Annotated in this window: 15 protein-coding genes, 1 tRNA gene, 2 rRNA genes and 1 pseudogene; 13 read left to right on the forward strand and 6 right to left on the reverse strand. The window is 62.9% G+C overall.

All coding sequences use genetic code 11. The features are described from left to right. Positions 1–86: ribosomal RNA gene (locus tag ACREC7_RS05815) — 23S ribosomal RNA — on the forward strand; the annotation flags it as partial. A 159-nt stretch (positions 87–245) separates the two neighbouring features. Further along, positions 246–360, forward strand: a 5S ribosomal RNA gene (gene rrf / locus ACREC7_RS05820). Positions 361–599: 239 nt separating this feature from the next. Here rrf and ACREC7_RS05825 read toward each other — a convergent pair. Both ACREC7_RS05825 and ACREC7_RS05830 read right to left on the reverse strand, forming a co-directional pair. Next, on the reverse strand, positions 600–1793 hold the full coding sequence (locus ACREC7_RS05825) for a hypothetical protein (protein WP_431554747.1): 1194 nt from the start codon (positions 1791–1793) through the stop codon (positions 600–602). Between the two features lie 165 nt (positions 1794–1958). Beyond that, positions 1959–2159, reverse strand: coding sequence for a hypothetical protein (locus tag ACREC7_RS05830; RefSeq protein ID WP_431554748.1), 201 nt, complete (start codon positions 2157–2159; stop codon positions 1959–1961). 125 nt (positions 2160–2284) lie between these two features. Between ACREC7_RS05830 and ACREC7_RS05835 the strand changes: the two genes are divergently transcribed. The 3 genes from ACREC7_RS05835 to ACREC7_RS05845 all read left to right on the forward strand — a co-directional run bounded on the left by ACREC7_RS05835 (position 2285) and on the right by ACREC7_RS05845 (position 4571). Beyond that, positions 2285–2758 carry an NUDIX domain-containing protein gene (locus tag ACREC7_RS05835; RefSeq protein WP_431554749.1) on the forward strand — a complete coding sequence of 158 codons (474 nt, stop codon included), beginning with the start codon at positions 2285–2287 and terminating at the stop codon, positions 2756–2758. A 162-nt stretch (positions 2759–2920) separates the two neighbouring features. After that, on the forward strand, positions 2921–4234 hold the full coding sequence (locus tag ACREC7_RS05840; protein ID WP_431554750.1) for a L,D-transpeptidase family protein: 1314 nt from the start codon (positions 2921–2923) through the stop codon (positions 4232–4234). 148 nt (positions 4235–4382) lie between these two features. After that, positions 4383–4571, forward strand: coding sequence for a hypothetical protein (locus ACREC7_RS05845; protein WP_431554751.1), 189 nt, complete (start codon positions 4383–4385; stop codon positions 4569–4571). A gap of 29 nt (positions 4572–4600) precedes the next feature. Here the strand turns inward: ACREC7_RS05845 and ACREC7_RS05850 are convergent, their stop codons facing one another. Further along, a complete protein-coding gene (locus ACREC7_RS05850; protein ID WP_431554752.1) occupies positions 4601–5488 on the reverse strand; it encodes a phosphatase PAP2 family protein in 888 nt (295 codons plus the stop codon). Then, positions 5478–7010, reverse strand: coding sequence for an ArnT family glycosyltransferase (locus ACREC7_RS05855; protein ID WP_431554753.1), 1533 nt, complete (start codon positions 7008–7010; stop codon positions 5478–5480). The genes ACREC7_RS05850 and ACREC7_RS05855 overlap by 11 nt, the downstream gene beginning before the upstream one ends. Positions 7011–7139: 129 nt before the next feature. Here ACREC7_RS05855 and ACREC7_RS05860 point away from each other — a divergent pair, with 129 nt between their 5' ends. From ACREC7_RS05860 to ACREC7_RS05895, 8 genes and pseudogenes are all read left to right on the forward strand, one after another. Next, positions 7140–7922, forward strand: a complete 783-nt coding sequence (locus ACREC7_RS05860; protein WP_431554754.1) for a glycosyltransferase family 2 protein — start codon at positions 7140–7142, stop codon at positions 7920–7922. Beyond that, positions 7919–8245 (forward strand): lipid-A-disaccharide synthase N-terminal domain-containing protein, encoded by a 327-nt coding sequence (locus tag ACREC7_RS05865; protein ID WP_431554755.1) that lies wholly within the window; start codon positions 7919–7921, stop codon positions 8243–8245. The genes ACREC7_RS05860 and ACREC7_RS05865 overlap by 4 nt, the downstream gene beginning before the upstream one ends. A 16-nt stretch (positions 8246–8261) precedes the next feature. Beyond that, positions 8262–9062, forward strand: coding sequence for a phosphatase PAP2 family protein (locus ACREC7_RS05870; protein WP_431554756.1), 801 nt, complete (start codon positions 8262–8264; stop codon positions 9060–9062). Between the two features lie 133 nt (positions 9063–9195). Then, entirely contained in the window at positions 9196–9987 is a 792-nt protein-coding gene (locus tag ACREC7_RS05875; RefSeq protein WP_431554757.1) for an outer membrane protein, read from the forward strand. 202 nt (positions 9988–10189) lie between these two features. After that, positions 10190–10266, forward strand: a tRNA-Met gene (locus ACREC7_RS05880). A 225-nt stretch (positions 10267–10491) separates the two neighbouring features. Next, positions 10492–11007, forward strand: coding sequence for a DUF2478 domain-containing protein (locus ACREC7_RS05885; protein ID WP_431554758.1), 516 nt, complete (start codon positions 10492–10494; stop codon positions 11005–11007). A gap of 239 nt (positions 11008–11246) precedes the next feature. Beyond that, positions 11247–11456, forward strand: a pseudogene (locus tag ACREC7_RS05890) (DUF4339 domain-containing protein); the annotation flags it as partial. A 12-nt stretch (positions 11457–11468) separates the two neighbouring features. After that, entirely contained in the window at positions 11469–11981 is a 513-nt protein-coding gene (locus ACREC7_RS05895; protein ID WP_431554787.1) for a hypothetical protein, read from the forward strand. A gap of 49 nt (positions 11982–12030) precedes the next feature. Here ACREC7_RS05895 and groL read toward each other — a convergent pair whose 3' ends face one another. Further along, positions 12031–13671, reverse strand: coding sequence for a chaperonin GroEL (groL, locus tag ACREC7_RS05900; RefSeq protein ID WP_431554759.1), 1641 nt, complete (start codon positions 13669–13671; stop codon positions 12031–12033). Positions 13672–13720: 49 nt separating this feature from the next. Then, positions 13721–14989 (reverse strand): 5-aminolevulinate synthase, encoded by a 1269-nt coding sequence (gene hemA / locus ACREC7_RS05905; protein WP_431554760.1) that lies wholly within the window; start codon positions 14987–14989, stop codon positions 13721–13723. Between the last annotated feature and the right edge of the window lie 97 nt (positions 14990–15086).

A 15086-nucleotide genomic window follows, 5' to 3' on the forward strand; every position in this document is an offset into this window, starting at 1 on the left:
GAAGACCACCACGTTGATAGGCTGGGTGTGGAAGCGCAGCAATGCGTGAAGCTAACCAGTACTAATCGCTCGATTGGCTTGATTGCTTTCATCGTCAGTGCCCATCTCCTTCAATTTCGCCCTAACGCGCTTTGCGCTACTTGAGGGCGAGATGCGCTACCACGCTTCGCGCTACTTGAGCGCGGGCGTCAAGCGCGACGAAGACCGGGCATGTTAGGACCAGATCTGTCACCGCCCTTCGTTGGCCTGGTGATACTGGCGGAGCGCCCACACCCGATCCCATCCCGAACTCGGCCGTGAAAGGCTCCAGCGCCGATGGTACTGTGTCTTAAGGCACGGGAGAGTAGGTCGTCGCCAGGCTTACCAAGGGCGTTGACTTGACGTTTGCGCTACCGGCCTTCGGCCTGTTTGAGCGCAAGATCGCGCTCATGTAGCGCGAAGCGCGATAGCGCATTGATAAAGGGCCCTCCAGAGCCCTCATCGAGATTCCCCTCTTCCACGATCGTGGGTTACACGAATACACAAAGCCGCCGCGGGTTCTCCCCGTGGCGGCTTTTTGTTGCGCTTATCGCGCTTCGCGCTACATGAGCGCTTTTTCGTTATGGCAGGGCGTTGAAGTCGAGCTTGTTGAGGGTGACCCACTTCGCCAAGTCTCGCATCTTGAGCGCCCAGGCCTTGGTCGCTTCGTCCTTCATGCCGGCCTTCAGGTCCTCGACGATCTTGGCTTTGACCTCGTCGGACGAGGGTGCGTTGCTGCGATAGGACTCGTCTCGCATGATGCGACAGTGAGCGCGATTCATTTCGTAGCCGTAGTAGCTGCTTTCGAAGTTGTCGCCGCGCAGCGCGATGGCTCGCGTTAACGCTTCCTCCGCTCCCGCCCAGTCTGGCGTTCGCTGATCTTTGAGCGCATAGCCGAGCTCACCGTAATTCTTGTGATAGCTGTCTTGGCTGTCGCTTGCCGCCAACGCCCTGAACACCGGAATGGTGCGCTCCATTTTCGGCTTGGTCGTATCGTCGCGCCAATTGCGCAGGCGCTGAAGCTGGGCGCGGTAGAAGATCTGCGCCTTCATCTCGCCTGAGGTACCGCGCACCGCGTTGTCCAGGACTTGTTGCGTCGGCTTGTCGGCGTCAAGGCCCGAGAGCTGCGTCGTTGCGAGCTGCAAGGCAAGCGCGTCGGTCTGAGATTGCTCCTCGAGCCTGCTCAGCTGCTTCTGCAAGGAGAACGTGCGCTCGGCGGCGGTCAGCGCCTGCCCGAGATAGAGTCGCGTGGTCAGATAGCCGATCAAGAAACCGCCGACAAAGAAGTAGACGATGATCACGACGCCGAAAGTTCCGCTCCAGACTTGGCCGCCGAAGCCAGGCGCGACCGCCACCGAGACTTCCGGCAGCAGCGTCTTCAAGCCGGCAATATTGATGAGACCCACGCCGACGAGGATCTTCGTCAACCAGTCCGAGATCTGCTCGAGATTGGTGTTTGCTCCATAGATTGCAGCTTGGGTCGCGGCGGCGGCGTTGGCGTCGTCGGCGGCATGCGCGGGCTTGGCTTCCTCTTGTTGCTGCAACCTGCGGGGGATGCCGAATAGGAAGCCGATCAGACCGCCAACGAAGATCGATGCTCCGGACGTTGCCAGGCCGAACGCGGCGACGGAGGCCCAGGACGCAGGCGCCTCGGCCTTGAGGGCTGCGACGGCGATGGCGAGGAGGCCGGCGGCGAGACAGCCTGCGAGGATCAGCAATGCTTGATGAGCGCGCAGCCAATCGCGGCTCGAACTCACCTGAATGTCAGCCGGCATCGAGAGCTCCTGAGATCCAAGCTCTCGAATATAGCGTGCGTTAGAGCAGATAAGCAACTTTGGGTTGTAGCAGTTAATTCGATGCAAACCGCCGCCGGGGGTCTCCCCGCGGTGGTTTTTTGTTGCGCTATCGCGCTTCGCGCCACACGAGCGCTTTTTTGCGCCTCAATGCCGGCGGTCGGGCTCGACCTCCTCAATCAGCGTCTCGGAGATCGCCTCCCCGAAAAGCAAAGCTCCAATGAGCGAGAGGTCATCGAAGATGGTGCCTTCCGGCGTAGGACAGGTCAGGCCTGCTTCGTTCGAAGCGTCGGCGACCGTTTGCAGGGCGAGCATGGCGTCCGGGTGGGCGGGAGCATTCTTGGTCATGGCAATCTCCTTGGGCGGTGTCACGGTTTCCAGGTCGAGGAAACGGCTTTCTAAGCCAGGGGGGTTGAACCGCCCTTGAAGCACCGGTTCAGCTCTCGTTTATCTTCCGGGCCTGAGGGAGTGACATGACCGAGCGCAGCGCCGGCATCTTGCTGTATCGCGGACGAGGGGCCGAGCTGCGGCTGCTGCTCGTGCATCCAGGCGGGCCGTTCTGGGCCAAGAAGGATCAGGGCGCCTGGTCGATCCCCAAAGGCGAATACGACGAGGGCCAGGACCCGCTTGCCGTTGCGCGCCGAGAGTTCGAGGAGGAGCTTGGGAGCCCGGCGCCGGCAGGTGACGCGGTCAAGCTCGGCGAGTTGGTTCAGCCGAGCCGGAAGCTGATCGCCGCCTACGCCATCGAGGGCGACTTCGATCCGAGCAGGCTCAGGTCCAACCTGTTCGAGATGGAATGGCCGCCGAAGAGCGGGCGCCGGCAATCCTTTCCCGAAGTGGATCGCGCCCAATGGTTCGCGCCCGAGGAGGCGCGCAAGAAAATTCTGCCCGGCCAGTGCCCCTTCATCGACCGCTTGCTCGAGCGCCTCGGCCGGGAACCTGCTTAAGCGAACAGCGCCTGGATGGAGCGGGTTGCGAGGCCTTGGGCTCTCGACCGCTTTTTGGGGTTGCGCGGGCGGCGCGATACGTGCTCGATTCCATCGCTGGTGACATAGCCGAGACGGGAAGTTTGCTGGCGCATGCCATCTGTGGGCCTCGGAAAACAGCAAATGGTTTCGCGTTTCCGCCCCGCCACGGCGGCGGCAGCGATGCTGCTTGGGGCGATCGCGATCACGCCGTCAAGCGCCGGCGTCCTCGATCCGCTCAATCCTTTCGCCAGCAGCACGGGACCGGCGAGCCCGGAGGACAGGGCGCGGCGGGATCAGGTGCGCACCGAGCTGTACGATCGGCTCAGCCCCGGATACGGCATGAACGTGCCCTTTGTCAGCGACGGCGCCGCTGCGGCGCTGCAACAGGGCATCGAGCGTTATCGTCAGATCGCCGCCGGCGGTGGCTGGCCGGAAGTATCGGGCGCCGTCACGCTGAGACCGGGGGACTCCGACTCAGAGATCGTCGCCATCAGGCGCCAGCTCGCCATGACCGGCGATCTTCCGAGCGGCGGCAGGGCGAGCCCGGTGTTCGACGGCGAGTTTCAGGAGGCGCTCGCCCGCTTCCAGATTCGCAACGGGCTGCGCGTCAGCGGCTTCGTCGATTCGCGCACGCTCGCCGCGCTCAACGTCTCGGCGGCGGAACGGCTGCAACAGCTCGAGACCAATCTTGCCCGCGTCAGATCGTTGATGAAGATCAACAAGGCGGCGCGCTACGTGCTGGTCAACGTGCCGGCCTTCACCCTGCAGGCGGTCGACCGCGGCAATCTCGCGCTCGCCAGCAACGTGGTCGTGGGCAAGCCGGCGCGCGCCACGCCGGCGGTGTCGGCGCAGATCGTCGAGGTCAATTTCTATCCGACCTGGACCGTGCCGGAGAGCATCGCGAATGCCGATCTCATTCCGAAGCTGCGCAAGGATCCGAGCTACTTCACCGAAGAGCATTTCAGCGTGGTGGCCAAAGGCGGCTCGCTCAATCCGGCGAGCATCGATTGGAACGCGCCCGACGTGGTCAACTACCGGTTCGTGCAAGACCCCGGCACCTTCAATGCGCTCGGCGTGGTGCGCATCAACATGCCGAACAAACACAGCGTGTACATGCACGACACGCCGCTGAAGCAGCTGTTCAGCCAATCGGCGCGCGCGTTCAGCTCAGGCTGCGTGCGCGTGCAGCAGGTGCTCGACCTGGTCGCCTGGCTGCTTGGCCCGCAAGGCTGGACGCCGGAGAAAGTGCAGGCGGCGGCGGAGAACGGAAAGAGCATCAACGTGGCGCTTGGAAAATCGGTGCCGGTCCATTTCGTCTATCTCACGGCGTTCGTGTCGGAAAACGGCATGGTGCAGTTCAGGCCCGACATCTATGGTCGCGACGCGCCGGGCGCCGAGGATACCGATGGCCAGAGCGCGGTCGTCGCCCAGCAGCGCAGCGCCGTCACCCCCTAGTCCAGCCGGCGGCCAAAACCCGTGCAATACAAGCCTCTCAAGCCGACGATTCAGCGCAGGGACGCACCGCCGCGCGCGACATCACAACGCAACGACGCGGCGGCGATGTGGCGTTAGACAGGGAGGGTAGGCAGGAGGGTTTCCAGGGTTGCGGTCACATCATGGCATCGGCATTCGCGCGGAGGTGCGAAGATTGGGGCTTACCAGGGCCCGGATCATCGAGATCGCCGTCGCCGTTTCGCTGACGCTCGCCGCGTTGCTGTTTGTCGGGCTCGCGATTTGGGCGACCGACGAGTACGAAATGCGCGAAGGCGTCGCCACTGTGCATTCCAACTGAGCCTCGGCGCGCCCTAGCTCGACGTCGCATCAAGGGGACGGGCCATCCTCATCGCGATGGTCCCGTGGGGCAAGGCGACCGCCAAATGTCTCGGGAAAGGTCCGCCGGAACCACACCGTGCCGGCAGCGATAGCCTCAAGCGATCTGCGGCTGAGGTCTTGGGCGAGGGCGATGGTCTTGTCGTGCCACCAGGCTTCGTCCGGCGTCCTTTGCAGGAGGACGTGGAACACGAGCCAGTGCATGAGCGCTACGTCGAGCGCCATGAACACGGCGGCGAAGATCACGTCGCTCAGGAAATGCCCGCCTTCGCCCATGCGAATGAGACCGGCGATGCCGCCAGCGGCCACGGCGGCGGCCATCAGCGCGGCACGCTTTCGGCGCGCGAGCATGGCAATGGCAAAGCCGACGGCAAACGTCGCCGAGGCCTCGCCGCTGACGAAGGAGCAGTTCCGCTCGCAATTGCCTGAGCGCTCGAGCACAGGCGTGAAGCGATCTGGGCCGCCGAATTCGACGACCTGGATCGGCCGTGGACGCGCCCAGTGGTCTTTGAGCAGCGTGTTGGCGATCAGTCCTGGCCCGGTGATGAGCACGAGAGCAAGAAAGATCCATTGCGGCAAACCGAGCCCGAGCAGACGGCGCCTCTTGGCGAGAACGAGGATAGTGCCGATCACCGCCAAGGCGGCAGTGGTCCAGGTCACGAGCCTGAAGCCGAGCCGGAGGGCGGTGGCGAGCGCCGACTGATTGAACAGAAAGTGGCGGGGATCGACGTAGAACAAGCGGGCCGCGGCAAGGTCGAGATCGGGCCAGCCGACGAAAATCACGGCAGCGGCGACGCCGACCAGTGCCGCCACGGCCGCAAGCTTGAGCTCGGTCAAGCCGTCTGGCTCCCAGGCTTGCGCAGTCCGATCAATCGGCATGGTCGCCCTCATAGCCCTTCAACAGATAGAAGCGCGCTTCGCGCACCGGCAGTGCGTCAGTGGGAAACTGTTGTTTGCCAATGGGTTGGCGTGTGTCGAAACGCTTCAGCACCGATGTCCTGGTTTGGATCAGGGTAACGTAAAGCACGGGCTCAGGCGCGGCTTCAGTGAAAGGCCGCGTCATCTCGAAATGATTGCGCGGGGTTTGCGCGCGAAACCAGATGGTGATCGGGAGCGTCGTGTCGCGAAGGTAATAGACGAGTTCCCCCGTCACTTCGCGGTTGTCGGTCAGCACCGACTTTGCGCCTTGCGCCTCGGCGAGACGTTCAGTTGCGGCGGCGAGGTCCCGCCATCCGAGCACGCGGGCGTAAGGGTTCCACTCAGGACCGGTCAGCGCGGACAGTCGTTTTGCGAACAGCGGCGCGAGGGTGATGACGAACACGGCGCCAAGATGGAGCCAAAGCGAAACCCGGAACAGGCGCGGCCAATGCCGCAATAGCTCGGCGGTGACCAGTATCGTGGCGGCGGGATAGGCCGCAGCGGCCCAATTGGCGAATGCGCGCGAGAAGAGCGCCTGCACGATGAGCAGCAGGATCACCGGAGCCGAGAAGGCGAGCAACCGGCATTCGGGCTGCTCGCAGCCGCGCCGCGCCGCGCGCCAGGTGACGACGATGAGCACCGCGAACAGGATCGGGCCGAACACGGCGAACTGTGAGCCGATGAACTCAAGGCCATCCCCGAGACGGAAGGGAAATCCTTTCCAGCCGGCGTTCTCGGCCGTGTGCGAGAAGGTGACGAAGCGGTGGCTTGCGTTCCACAGAAGGTTGGGTGCAACGATTGCGAGCGCAACGGCAAGCGCGACCGGGCCGCGGCCTCCACGCAGGGCAGCGCGCGCGCGCGCGTCGCTCCAGGCGTCGATCGCCATGCACATCAGGAAATAAATCGCGGCATATTTGGCGAGGAGACCAAGCCCGAGGCTTACTCCGATCAGAAGCGCAAAGCGCATCTCGCGCGTCTCGATCAGCTTGATCCAGCCATAGAAGGCCAAGGTCCAGAACAGGACGAGGGGGACGTCGGTCGAGATCAGCAGCGAGGAGAAGGCAGCCGCCGGCAAGGTGGCGAACACCACCGCGGACCAAAAGCCGATGCGGTCGTCGTAGAGAGAGCGCGCGGCGAGAAACACGAGGATGGAGGTGACGGTGTGGAGAATGGGCGACGGTGCCCGCACGCACCATTCAGCGTTGCCGCAAACTTCAGTTGCCGAGCGGATGATCCAGGCGATCAGCGGAGGCTTCGAGAAATATCCGAAGGCGAGGTCGCGCGACCACGACCAATATTGGGCCTCGTCGAAGAACAGGTCGGTTTCGGCGAAAAAGAGCGCGAGCAGACGAATGACGAGGAGAGCGCCGAGAATAAGGAGCAGCCAGGTCCAGTAATCCTGGTCGCGCCAGACGGCCTCGCGCCAGGGACGCACGCGCCAGGGACGCAAAAGGCTGGGGCGAGCGGCTTTGAGGGCTGGCAAGGGCGGTTACTGAGGATGGTTGGGGGCAGGCGCCCCCTGTACAATGTTGTGCGCGGAAATGAAAGCTTGCTACTGGTCGGCGGGGTATGCCCCCTTCCCCGCCGGGCCGGATTTCAAAGAGATTTGTCAATGCGTATCGCCGTCGTCATCCCTGCTTATAACGAGGCCGGCAATATCGGGCGGCTGGTCGAGGAGACCATAGAAGCGGTCCCTGAGCCGGTTTTGCAGGAAGTGATCGTGGTCGATGACGCAAGCGACGACGGCACCGACGCCGAAATCAAGGCCATGCTCAGCCGCCACAAGCAATTGCGCTATCTCCGCCATGGAAGGCGCGCGGGCCAGAGTGCCTCGCTCCGCTCCGCCGTGATCGCCGCCACCGCGCCGGTGATCGTCACCATGGACGGTGACGGGCAGAACGATCCGGCGGACATCATGCGGCTGCTCGGCCGGCTCGGGCGCGACGGGGGCGAGCCTGCACTCGTCGGCGGCATTCGCGAGGGACGCAAGGCCAAGGGCTCGCGCAAGGCCGCCTCGCGCTTCGCCAACTGGATCCGCGACAAGGTGCTCGCCGATGGCTGCCCGGACACTGGCTGCGGGCTCAAGATCTATCGGCGCGACGACTATCTGAGGCTGCCTTATTTCACCAGCATGCACCGCTATTTGCCGGCCCTGTTCCTGACTTACGGCCACGAAATTGCCTATGAGCCGGTGAACGATCGGCCACGGCTCAGGGGCGCGTCGAAATACACCAATCTCGGACGGGCCCTGATTGGGCTATATGACCTTGTGGGCGTCAGCTGGCTCCGCAAGCGAACCTCGCTCCCGCCCATTGCCGAAGATCTATCGGGAGCGCAGGCGGCCGGCGAGGAGGCCCGCGTCAGTCAAGTCAAAGTGGGGGCGTCGTCGAAATGAGTCTGGCACATCTGCAAAGCTGGTGGGCGTCGACACCGACGAGCGAGCTCGCCTGGGTCGCCATCGGCTTCATCGCCCAGTTCATGTTCTCGATGCGCTTCATCGTGCAGTGGGTGGCGACGGAGAAGGCGCGGGCGAGCATCATTCCGGAGACCTTCTGGTATTTCAGCTTCGGGGGCGGGGCCATGCTGCTCGCTTACGCCATCTACCGCGCCGATCCGGTGTTCATCGTCGGCCAGGCGGCGGGCCTCGTGATCTACGCCCGCAACATCTATTTCATCTGGCTCGGCAAGCGGGATCCGAGCACGGCGAAGGTCGCCTGAAGCAGATGCCGTGCCGATGACGCGCTTTCGCCTGGCGGACCTCACCCTCTTCGAGCAGGTGGTGCTGGCGGTCTCCTTTGTTCTGTTCGGCGTCTATGTGCTCGATCCCTTCTTCTTGGAGCGGTCGAAGGCGCTCGCGCCCGAGGCCCGCAATTTCCTGCGCAGCATCACCGACATCGGCAGGTCGAACTGGATGCTGATCCCGGCGGGCTCCTTGGTGGCGCTTGCGCTTGTGCTCCGCCGCACGCATCGGGGCTTCCGCAACGCCGCCGGCTACGGGCTGATCGCGAGCACCATCGGCTTTGTGTTCGTGAGCGTGGGGGGTGCCGGTCTCATCGGCAATCTCACCAAATATATCCTCGGCCGGGCGCGCCCGAAGCTGTTCGATACGCTCGGCCCCTTCGACTTTCAGCTCTTCTCTTTCGATCCAGACCACGCCTCCTTTCCTTCGGGCCACGCCACCAACATCTTTGCGCTCGCGACCGTGCTCGGCATGCTGTGGCCGCGTGGCAAGGTGCTGCTCTACACCGTGGCCGTCTGGATCGCCGCGAGCCGGGTGCTGATCGGCCAGCATTACTTTACCGACGCCTTGGGCGGCGCGATCCTCGGCACGGCGTTTCCCTATCTGGTGCGCGAGCGATTTGCCGCGCGCCGCTGGCTGTTCGAGCCTGCCCCTCAAGGCGGCTATCGCTTGCGTGGCGAGCGGACGCGAAATTGGCTTGGTTGGCCAGGCACTTCGCGCCCGGAAACGGCGCCCGGAAAGGCGCGGCTTTTCCGCAACAGCCGCCCAGATTCGCTAGGGATAGAGGGTGACTAATCTTGGCACCCCAGGATCGACCGTGTAAGCAAATCTAGAGGTCACGCGTGCGCGTCCCATCGTGGCGACGGGTACGCGCGTGCGCGGCATAACGAGGCCCTTAGGAGAGGGGCCCGATCTGGGGACTGGACTTATGGTGCGCTTGGGGGTCGCCAAACTCGCGGCTCGAAGGGGTACCCTTCACGGGCTAGCAGCGGCGGCGATATTTGCACTCGCCTGTGCCGCTTCGCCGGCGAATGCCGAGATGCAGATCGGCGTCTATGGCGGCTGGAACGGCAGCTTCGACAGCGACATCCATCTCGTCCAGCCCGGCGGCACCAACATGACGCTCGACGACGTGCCCTGGGATGGCGATTCCTTCGGGGCGCCGCCTTATTGGGGCTTGCGGGGAACCTACTGGTTCAACAATGCCCCGAATTGGGGCTTCATGGTCGACTATCACCACGCGAAGGTGATCGCAGACCAGGACGCCGTAGTGAGCGTCTCCGGTACGCGCGACGGCGTTCCGGTCGGCCCCAAGGATCGCGTGGGCAACACCTTTGAGACCATGGAATTCACCGACGGCCTCAATGAGCTGTTCTTCGGCGGTCAATATCGCTGGATCTTCGCGCGGTGGACGCCCTATGTGGGCTTGGGCGTCGGCCCCGCCTTCCCGCATGTCGAGGTTCGCCGGGCGCCTGGGCCGCCCAATGCGCGCACCTTCGAGTATCAGCTTGATGGCGTGACCGTGGAGGGGCTGGTCGGGGTCGAATACCATTTCGGTCCCCGCTTCTCGGTGTTCGGAGACTATAAGCTGAGCTTTGCCACCAACGAAGCCGACCTGGTCGGCGGCGGCTCGCTCGAGACCGATGTGTGGACGAACCACGTGACCTTCGGCGTCGCCTACCATTATGGTGGGGCGCCCGTCCCGGAAGCGCCGTACTAGCCCTGACAAACAAGGCCGCAAGTAGTTCACAAACCGGCGGCCAATGACTATATGGGCCTATGTGCCCGTGGCGCCGGGAAATTTCGCTTCCGGCGCCCTTCACATCTCCTCCGAACCTGCTATAGGTTCCCGCCCTTGATCGGCGGACTTGAGGTCCGCGCGCGGCGGTTGCGCCTCGCGATTGTGGCGCATGGTGAATTGACGCGGGGTGGAGCAGCCCGGTAGCTCGTCAGGCTCATAACCTGAAGGTCAGAGGTTCAAATCCTCTCCCCGCAACCACCGACCATTCTGATTTCTCACATAGATTTCGATGCCAGCAACGTTATTGGTGTGCCAGACGAGGCGTAAGGTCGCCACCGAGTCGCCACCGCGTCATAGCATAGAGCCGGGGTAGCTCCGCCTCTCCGCCTCGCTTGAGGCAGATAGGCGACAATTGCTTACGAGGGAGTGTTTGATGAGGAGTACGCTCTTTCCAACCGTCCCGTCGTCAACCTTACGCGCCCTATGTCTAGTTTGACGACACCGAGCAACATTGCGCGCATCAGAGCGTCAAGCAGTGCCGCGGCTCAGGCTCTGATGAAGGATGCGATTGCGCTATGGCAATCGAGTGGGCTTCGCGTCGTTGGGCTCATCGAGGAAACGCATGGTTTGCCCGATCGCATGTGTAACGCAGGCATCCTGCGCGACATTGTGACTGGCGCGACATACTCCATCTATCTCGAGACGCCGCCGGCAGGCAAAACATGCCATATCGATCCTTCCGGTGCGGCGCGCGCCTGCTCTGCCGTGCTCGATCAGATGCGCACTTGCGATCTCCTTGTGCTGAGCAAGTTCGGCAAGCTTGAAGCCTCCGGTCTTGGCCTTTTCCGCGCCTTCGCGGCTGCAGCCGATGCAAGAACGCCGGTGTTGACGACGGTCTCGGGGAAACATCTCACCGCCTGGCGTGCATTCGCGCCGAATGCGGCGATCCTCGCTGCCAATTTGACTGCGTTGCAGAACTGGTGGGGGTCAGCGCATTGAGGGGTCAGCGCGCATTCGCGAAGATTCCCCTGCCAAAACTCAGTCACGCCACCAGTACACGAAGATGACGAATCATTTTGGATCGAATGGGAGAGTGCAGAGGGCTGTTCTCCCGTGTGCATACTCCAGGAACTTTTCGACGGTATCACTGACTGTGGACTTCGCGCCGGAGTCGACCAACCAGGCTGAGCACGGATTGGGGAGCATCGGTGCCTTCCCGAACATGTTCTCCACCATCAGTGTCACCAAGCATTTGCTTCGCCAGACGTGCAGCAAAAGGAGCGGCTAAGATCGCAACATCTCAATCAGTCTGGTACATATCGCGGGGTGGCGAGCAGCGCGGTCCTCTGTCCAATAGCGTTTTGCTTCGGCTGGCTGAGCGGGGACGCCTGCGCGCGGATGATCTAGTTTGGCAGCCCGGATTTGAGAATTGGACGACCGCCGGGTCTGTTCCGGGCCTGATGAAGGGCGGGCCGGAAATTCCGGCGACATCTCAACTCTCGGAATCGCCACAAGGCGAGTACTCGCTGCGTGAAAGCCGTCCACCTGAACTGCCAGTCAAGCTCTCTGAGGCCTCGCCAACAACTAACGACCTGCCTGGTGCCGCCGAAACCCCGAGATCCATTTTCAGTTATTGGGCGGAGCAAAACCCTCGCAGCGAATCGCTTGATAAGGACTATCTCATCAAACATTGGCGCGGTGAACTCAGCCTCCCCGTTTCATTCTGGCTCAACGCATGGTTGCTACAAGCATTTTTTGTCGTAGCCATGAGAGTTTTAGCAGGGCTGATGCCCCCGGCAGTGATGCTCGGACTCGTGATTCTTGCAATGGCTATTGCCGTCTGGGGATGGGTTGGTGTTTGGCGATCTGCTACCCGTGTCATGAAGCAAGAAAAAAGATATTTCTGGCCAATTGTTGCCTGTTCCGTGGTCGTTTTAGTAGCTCTGTCGTGGGTTTTTTCCTTCATCGCGTAGCCACGCTTCTGGCGAGTAACGAATCGCCACGGACCTCTAGGGCTCGCCCTCAGAACTCCATGTCGAGATGATCCTCGTGATCGTGGTGGCCAGGAAGCTCGGGCGGCGGCGGACCTGGCACTTCGGCCACCATGGCTTCCGTGGTAATGAGGAGGCCGGCGATCGAGGCCGCGCCCTGAAGGGCCGAGCGCACGACCTTGGCGGGGTCGATAATGCCTCTCGCCATCAGATCGCCGAACTCGCAGGTTTGCGCATCGAAGCCAAAGCCATTGTCGTTGGCGTCGAGAATCTTGGCGACCACGACCGAGCCGTCGGCCCCGGCATTGGCGGCAATCTGCCGGGCGGGCCAGGTGATCGCCTCCCTGACGATGGCAACGCCGGCTTTCTGATCGTCATTCTCGGTCTTGAGATTGCCGGCGAGCTTGCTCGCCCGCACCAAGGCGGCGCCGCCGCCAGGCAGGATGCCTTCTTCGATTGCCGCGCGCGTCGCATGCATCGCATTTTGAATGCGATCCTTCTTTTCCCTGATCTCGGTTTCGGTCACGCCGCCAACTCTGATCACGGCGATGCCGCCGGTAAGGCTCGCCAGCCGCTCCTGCAGCTTCTCGCGGTCGTAATCGGAGGTGGATCGCTCGATCTGCAGCTTGAGCGCGGCGATGCGGGTCTCGATGGCGGCGCTCGTGCCTGCGCCTTCGGCGATCGTCGTGTTTTGCTTGTCGATGACCACCTTCTTTGCGCGTCCAAGCATGTCCAAGGACACGGTGTCGAGCTTGAACCCGAGATCGTCCGAGTTCACCGTTCCGCCGGTCATCACCCCGATATCCTGAAGGATCGCCCTGCGCAGCTCGCCATAGGCGGGGCCCTTGACGGCGGCAACTTTGAGACTGCCGCGCAGCTTGTTGACCACGAGCGCCGCCATGATCTCGGCGTCGACGTCGTCGGCGATGATGAGCAGAGGCTTGCCGGCCTGGACGACCTTCTCCAGCAAAGGCAGCACTTCGTTGAGGCTCGAGAGCTTCTTCTCGCTGATCAGAATGTAGGCGTCTTCCATCTCCACCAGGCCCTTGTAGCGGTTGGTGACGAAATGGGGAGAAATGTAACTGCGATCGAACTGGATGCCGGTGACAACGTCGAGCTCGGTCTTGAGCGACGTGCCCTCCTCGATGGTTATGACGCCTGTGTTGCCGACCTTCTGCATCGCTTCGGCGATAGTGCCGCCGATCTCGGTGTCGCCGTTGGCGGATATGGTGCCGATCTGCGCGATCTCGGCGTTCGAGGTGATGGACTTGGCAGCCTTCTTGAGCTCGCCGACGACGGCTTCCACCGCGCGATCGATGCCGCGCTTCAGGTCCATTGGGTTCATGCCGGCGGCCACCGCCTTGGCGCCGTTCCTGGCGATCGCGTGCGCGAGCACGACCGCGGTGGTGGTGCCGTCGCCGGTCCGGTAGGAGGTCCTGTTGGCGACCTGCTGAACCAACTGGACGCCCATATTCTCGAACTTGTTGCCGAGCTCGATTTCCTTGGCGACGCTCACGCCGTCCTTGGTGATCTTCGCTCCGAACGACCGATCGATCGCGACATTCCGCCCTCTAGGTCCGAGTGTGACCCTCACGGCGCTGGCGAGAACGTCGATGCCGTGCAGCAACCGGTCGCGAGCCTCGAACGAGAATTTGAGATCCTTGGCGGTCATGTGCTTCCTCCTCAAAGACGCAAACTTCCGACAGCCTGGCGCGATGCGTTCACTCGGCCGCGTAGGGGAGACAGCCCCTCGGCAAGCCGAGCTCGCCCCATACCTCGACGAGCGCCGCGGCAAGCTCGGCGATCATGTGGTCGTCATGGCAGGGCGTGGGCGTGATGCGTAAGCGCTCGGTTCCCTTGGCCACGGTCGGGTAGTTGATCGGCTGGATGTAGATGCCGTGCTTGCTGAGCAGAAGGTCGCTCGCCGCTTTGCACTTCGCCGGATCGCCGATCGCCACGGGAACGACGTGGGTGTTGCTCAGCATGACCGGCAATTCCGCCGCCGCCAGCGCCGACTTGACCCGCCGCGCACGATCTTGCTGGCGGTTGCGCTCCCAATCGGAAATTTTCAGATGCCTGATCGCAGCCGTGGCCGCGGCACAGATCGGCGGCGGCAGAGCCGTGGTGAAGATGAAGCCGGGAGCATAGGAGCGCACCGCGTCGATCAGCGTGGCGCTCCCGGCGATGTAGCCGCCGAGGCAGCCGAAGGCCTTGGCGAGCGTGCCTTCGATCACGTCGATCCGGTGCATGGCGCCGTCGCGCGCGGCGATGCCGGCGCCCCTTTCGCCGTACATGCCGACCGCATGCACTTCGTCGAGATAGGTCATGGCGCCGTAGCGATCGGCCACGTCGCAAAGGCGGCTGATCGGGGCTACGTCGCCCCCCATTGAATAAAGACTCTCGAACACGATGAGCGTCGGCCGGTGCCGACCTGCCGCGCTCAATAAGTCTTCGAGATGACCCACGTCGTTGTGACGGAAGATTTTCTTTTCCATCCCGGATTGGCGAATGCCTTCGATCATCGAATTGTGATTGAGGGCGTCGGACAGGATCAGGCAATCGGGGATGAGCTTGGCGATGGTCGAGATGCTCGCCTGGTTGGAGACATAACCCGAGGTGAAGACCAGCGCCGCCTCTTTGCCGTGGAGATCGGCAAGCTCGCCCTCAAGCTCGATCAGCGGATGATTGGTGCCGGCGATGTTGCGCGTGCCGCCGGCCCCGGTGCCGAACCGAGTGGCGGCTTCGATCATGGCGCGCACGACCTTCGGGTGCTGCCCCATGCCGAGATAATCGTTGGAGCACCAGATGACGACTTCCTTCGGCCCTTGCGGAGAGTGCCACACGGCGCAGGGAAAGCGGCCGGCCATCCGTTCGAGGTCAGCGAAGATGCGGTAACGACGCTCGACATGCAGCCGCGCGACAGCGTCGGCAAAGAATCCGTCATAGCCCGCAGCGCCCACCTCCCGAACACTTCGCTGTGGATTGGTCATGTTCCCCCTATCGGAGGTCCAAATCGACCCGTCGCGATGACCGCGCAAACCTTAGCGCTGTTGGGCGCGAGCGCGTGATCATTTTTTATTATCAGCC

The organism is Methyloceanibacter sp. (assembly GCF_050728395.1).
Lineage (GTDB): Bacteria > Pseudomonadota > Alphaproteobacteria > Rhizobiales > Methyloligellaceae > Methyloceanibacter.

What these genes read in the sequence shown, in the direction of transcription:
- ACREC7_RS05825 (WP_431554747.1), bottom strand. Translation starts at nt 1,793, where the DNA reads ATGCCGGCTGACATTCAGGTGAGTTCGAGCCGCGATTGGCTGCGCGCT.
- ACREC7_RS05830 (WP_431554748.1), bottom strand. Translation starts at nt 2,159, where the DNA reads ATGACCAAGAATGCTCCCGCCCACCCGGACGCCATGCTCGCCCTGCAA.
- ACREC7_RS05835 (WP_431554749.1), top strand. Translation starts at nt 2,285, where the DNA reads ATGACCGAGCGCAGCGCCGGCATCTTGCTGTATCGCGGACGAGGGGCC.
- ACREC7_RS05840 (WP_431554750.1), top strand. Translation starts at nt 2,921, where the DNA reads ATGGTTTCGCGTTTCCGCCCCGCCACGGCGGCGGCAGCGATGCTGCTT.
- ACREC7_RS05850 (WP_431554752.1), bottom strand. Translation starts at nt 5,488, where the DNA reads ATGCCGATTGATCGGACTGCGCAAGCCTGGGAGCCAGACGGCTTGACC.
- ACREC7_RS05860 (WP_431554754.1), top strand. Translation starts at nt 7,140, where the DNA reads ATGCGTATCGCCGTCGTCATCCCTGCTTATAACGAGGCCGGCAATATC.
- ACREC7_RS05865 (WP_431554755.1), top strand. Translation starts at nt 7,919, where the DNA reads ATGAGTCTGGCACATCTGCAAAGCTGGTGGGCGTCGACACCGACGAGC.
- ACREC7_RS05870 (WP_431554756.1), top strand. Translation starts at nt 8,262, where the DNA reads ATGACGCGCTTTCGCCTGGCGGACCTCACCCTCTTCGAGCAGGTGGTG.
- ACREC7_RS05875 (WP_431554757.1), top strand. Translation starts at nt 9,196, where the DNA reads ATGGTGCGCTTGGGGGTCGCCAAACTCGCGGCTCGAAGGGGTACCCTT.
- ACREC7_RS05885 (WP_431554758.1), top strand. Translation starts at nt 10,492, where the DNA reads ATGTCTAGTTTGACGACACCGAGCAACATTGCGCGCATCAGAGCGTCA.
- ACREC7_RS05895 (WP_431554787.1), top strand. Translation starts at nt 11,469, where the DNA reads ATGAAGGGCGGGCCGGAAATTCCGGCGACATCTCAACTCTCGGAATCG.
- groL (WP_431554759.1), bottom strand. Translation starts at nt 13,671, where the DNA reads ATGACCGCCAAGGATCTCAAATTCTCGTTCGAGGCTCGCGACCGGTTG.
- hemA (WP_431554760.1), bottom strand. Translation starts at nt 14,989, where the DNA reads ATGACCAATCCACAGCGAAGTGTTCGGGAGGTGGGCGCTGCGGGCTAT.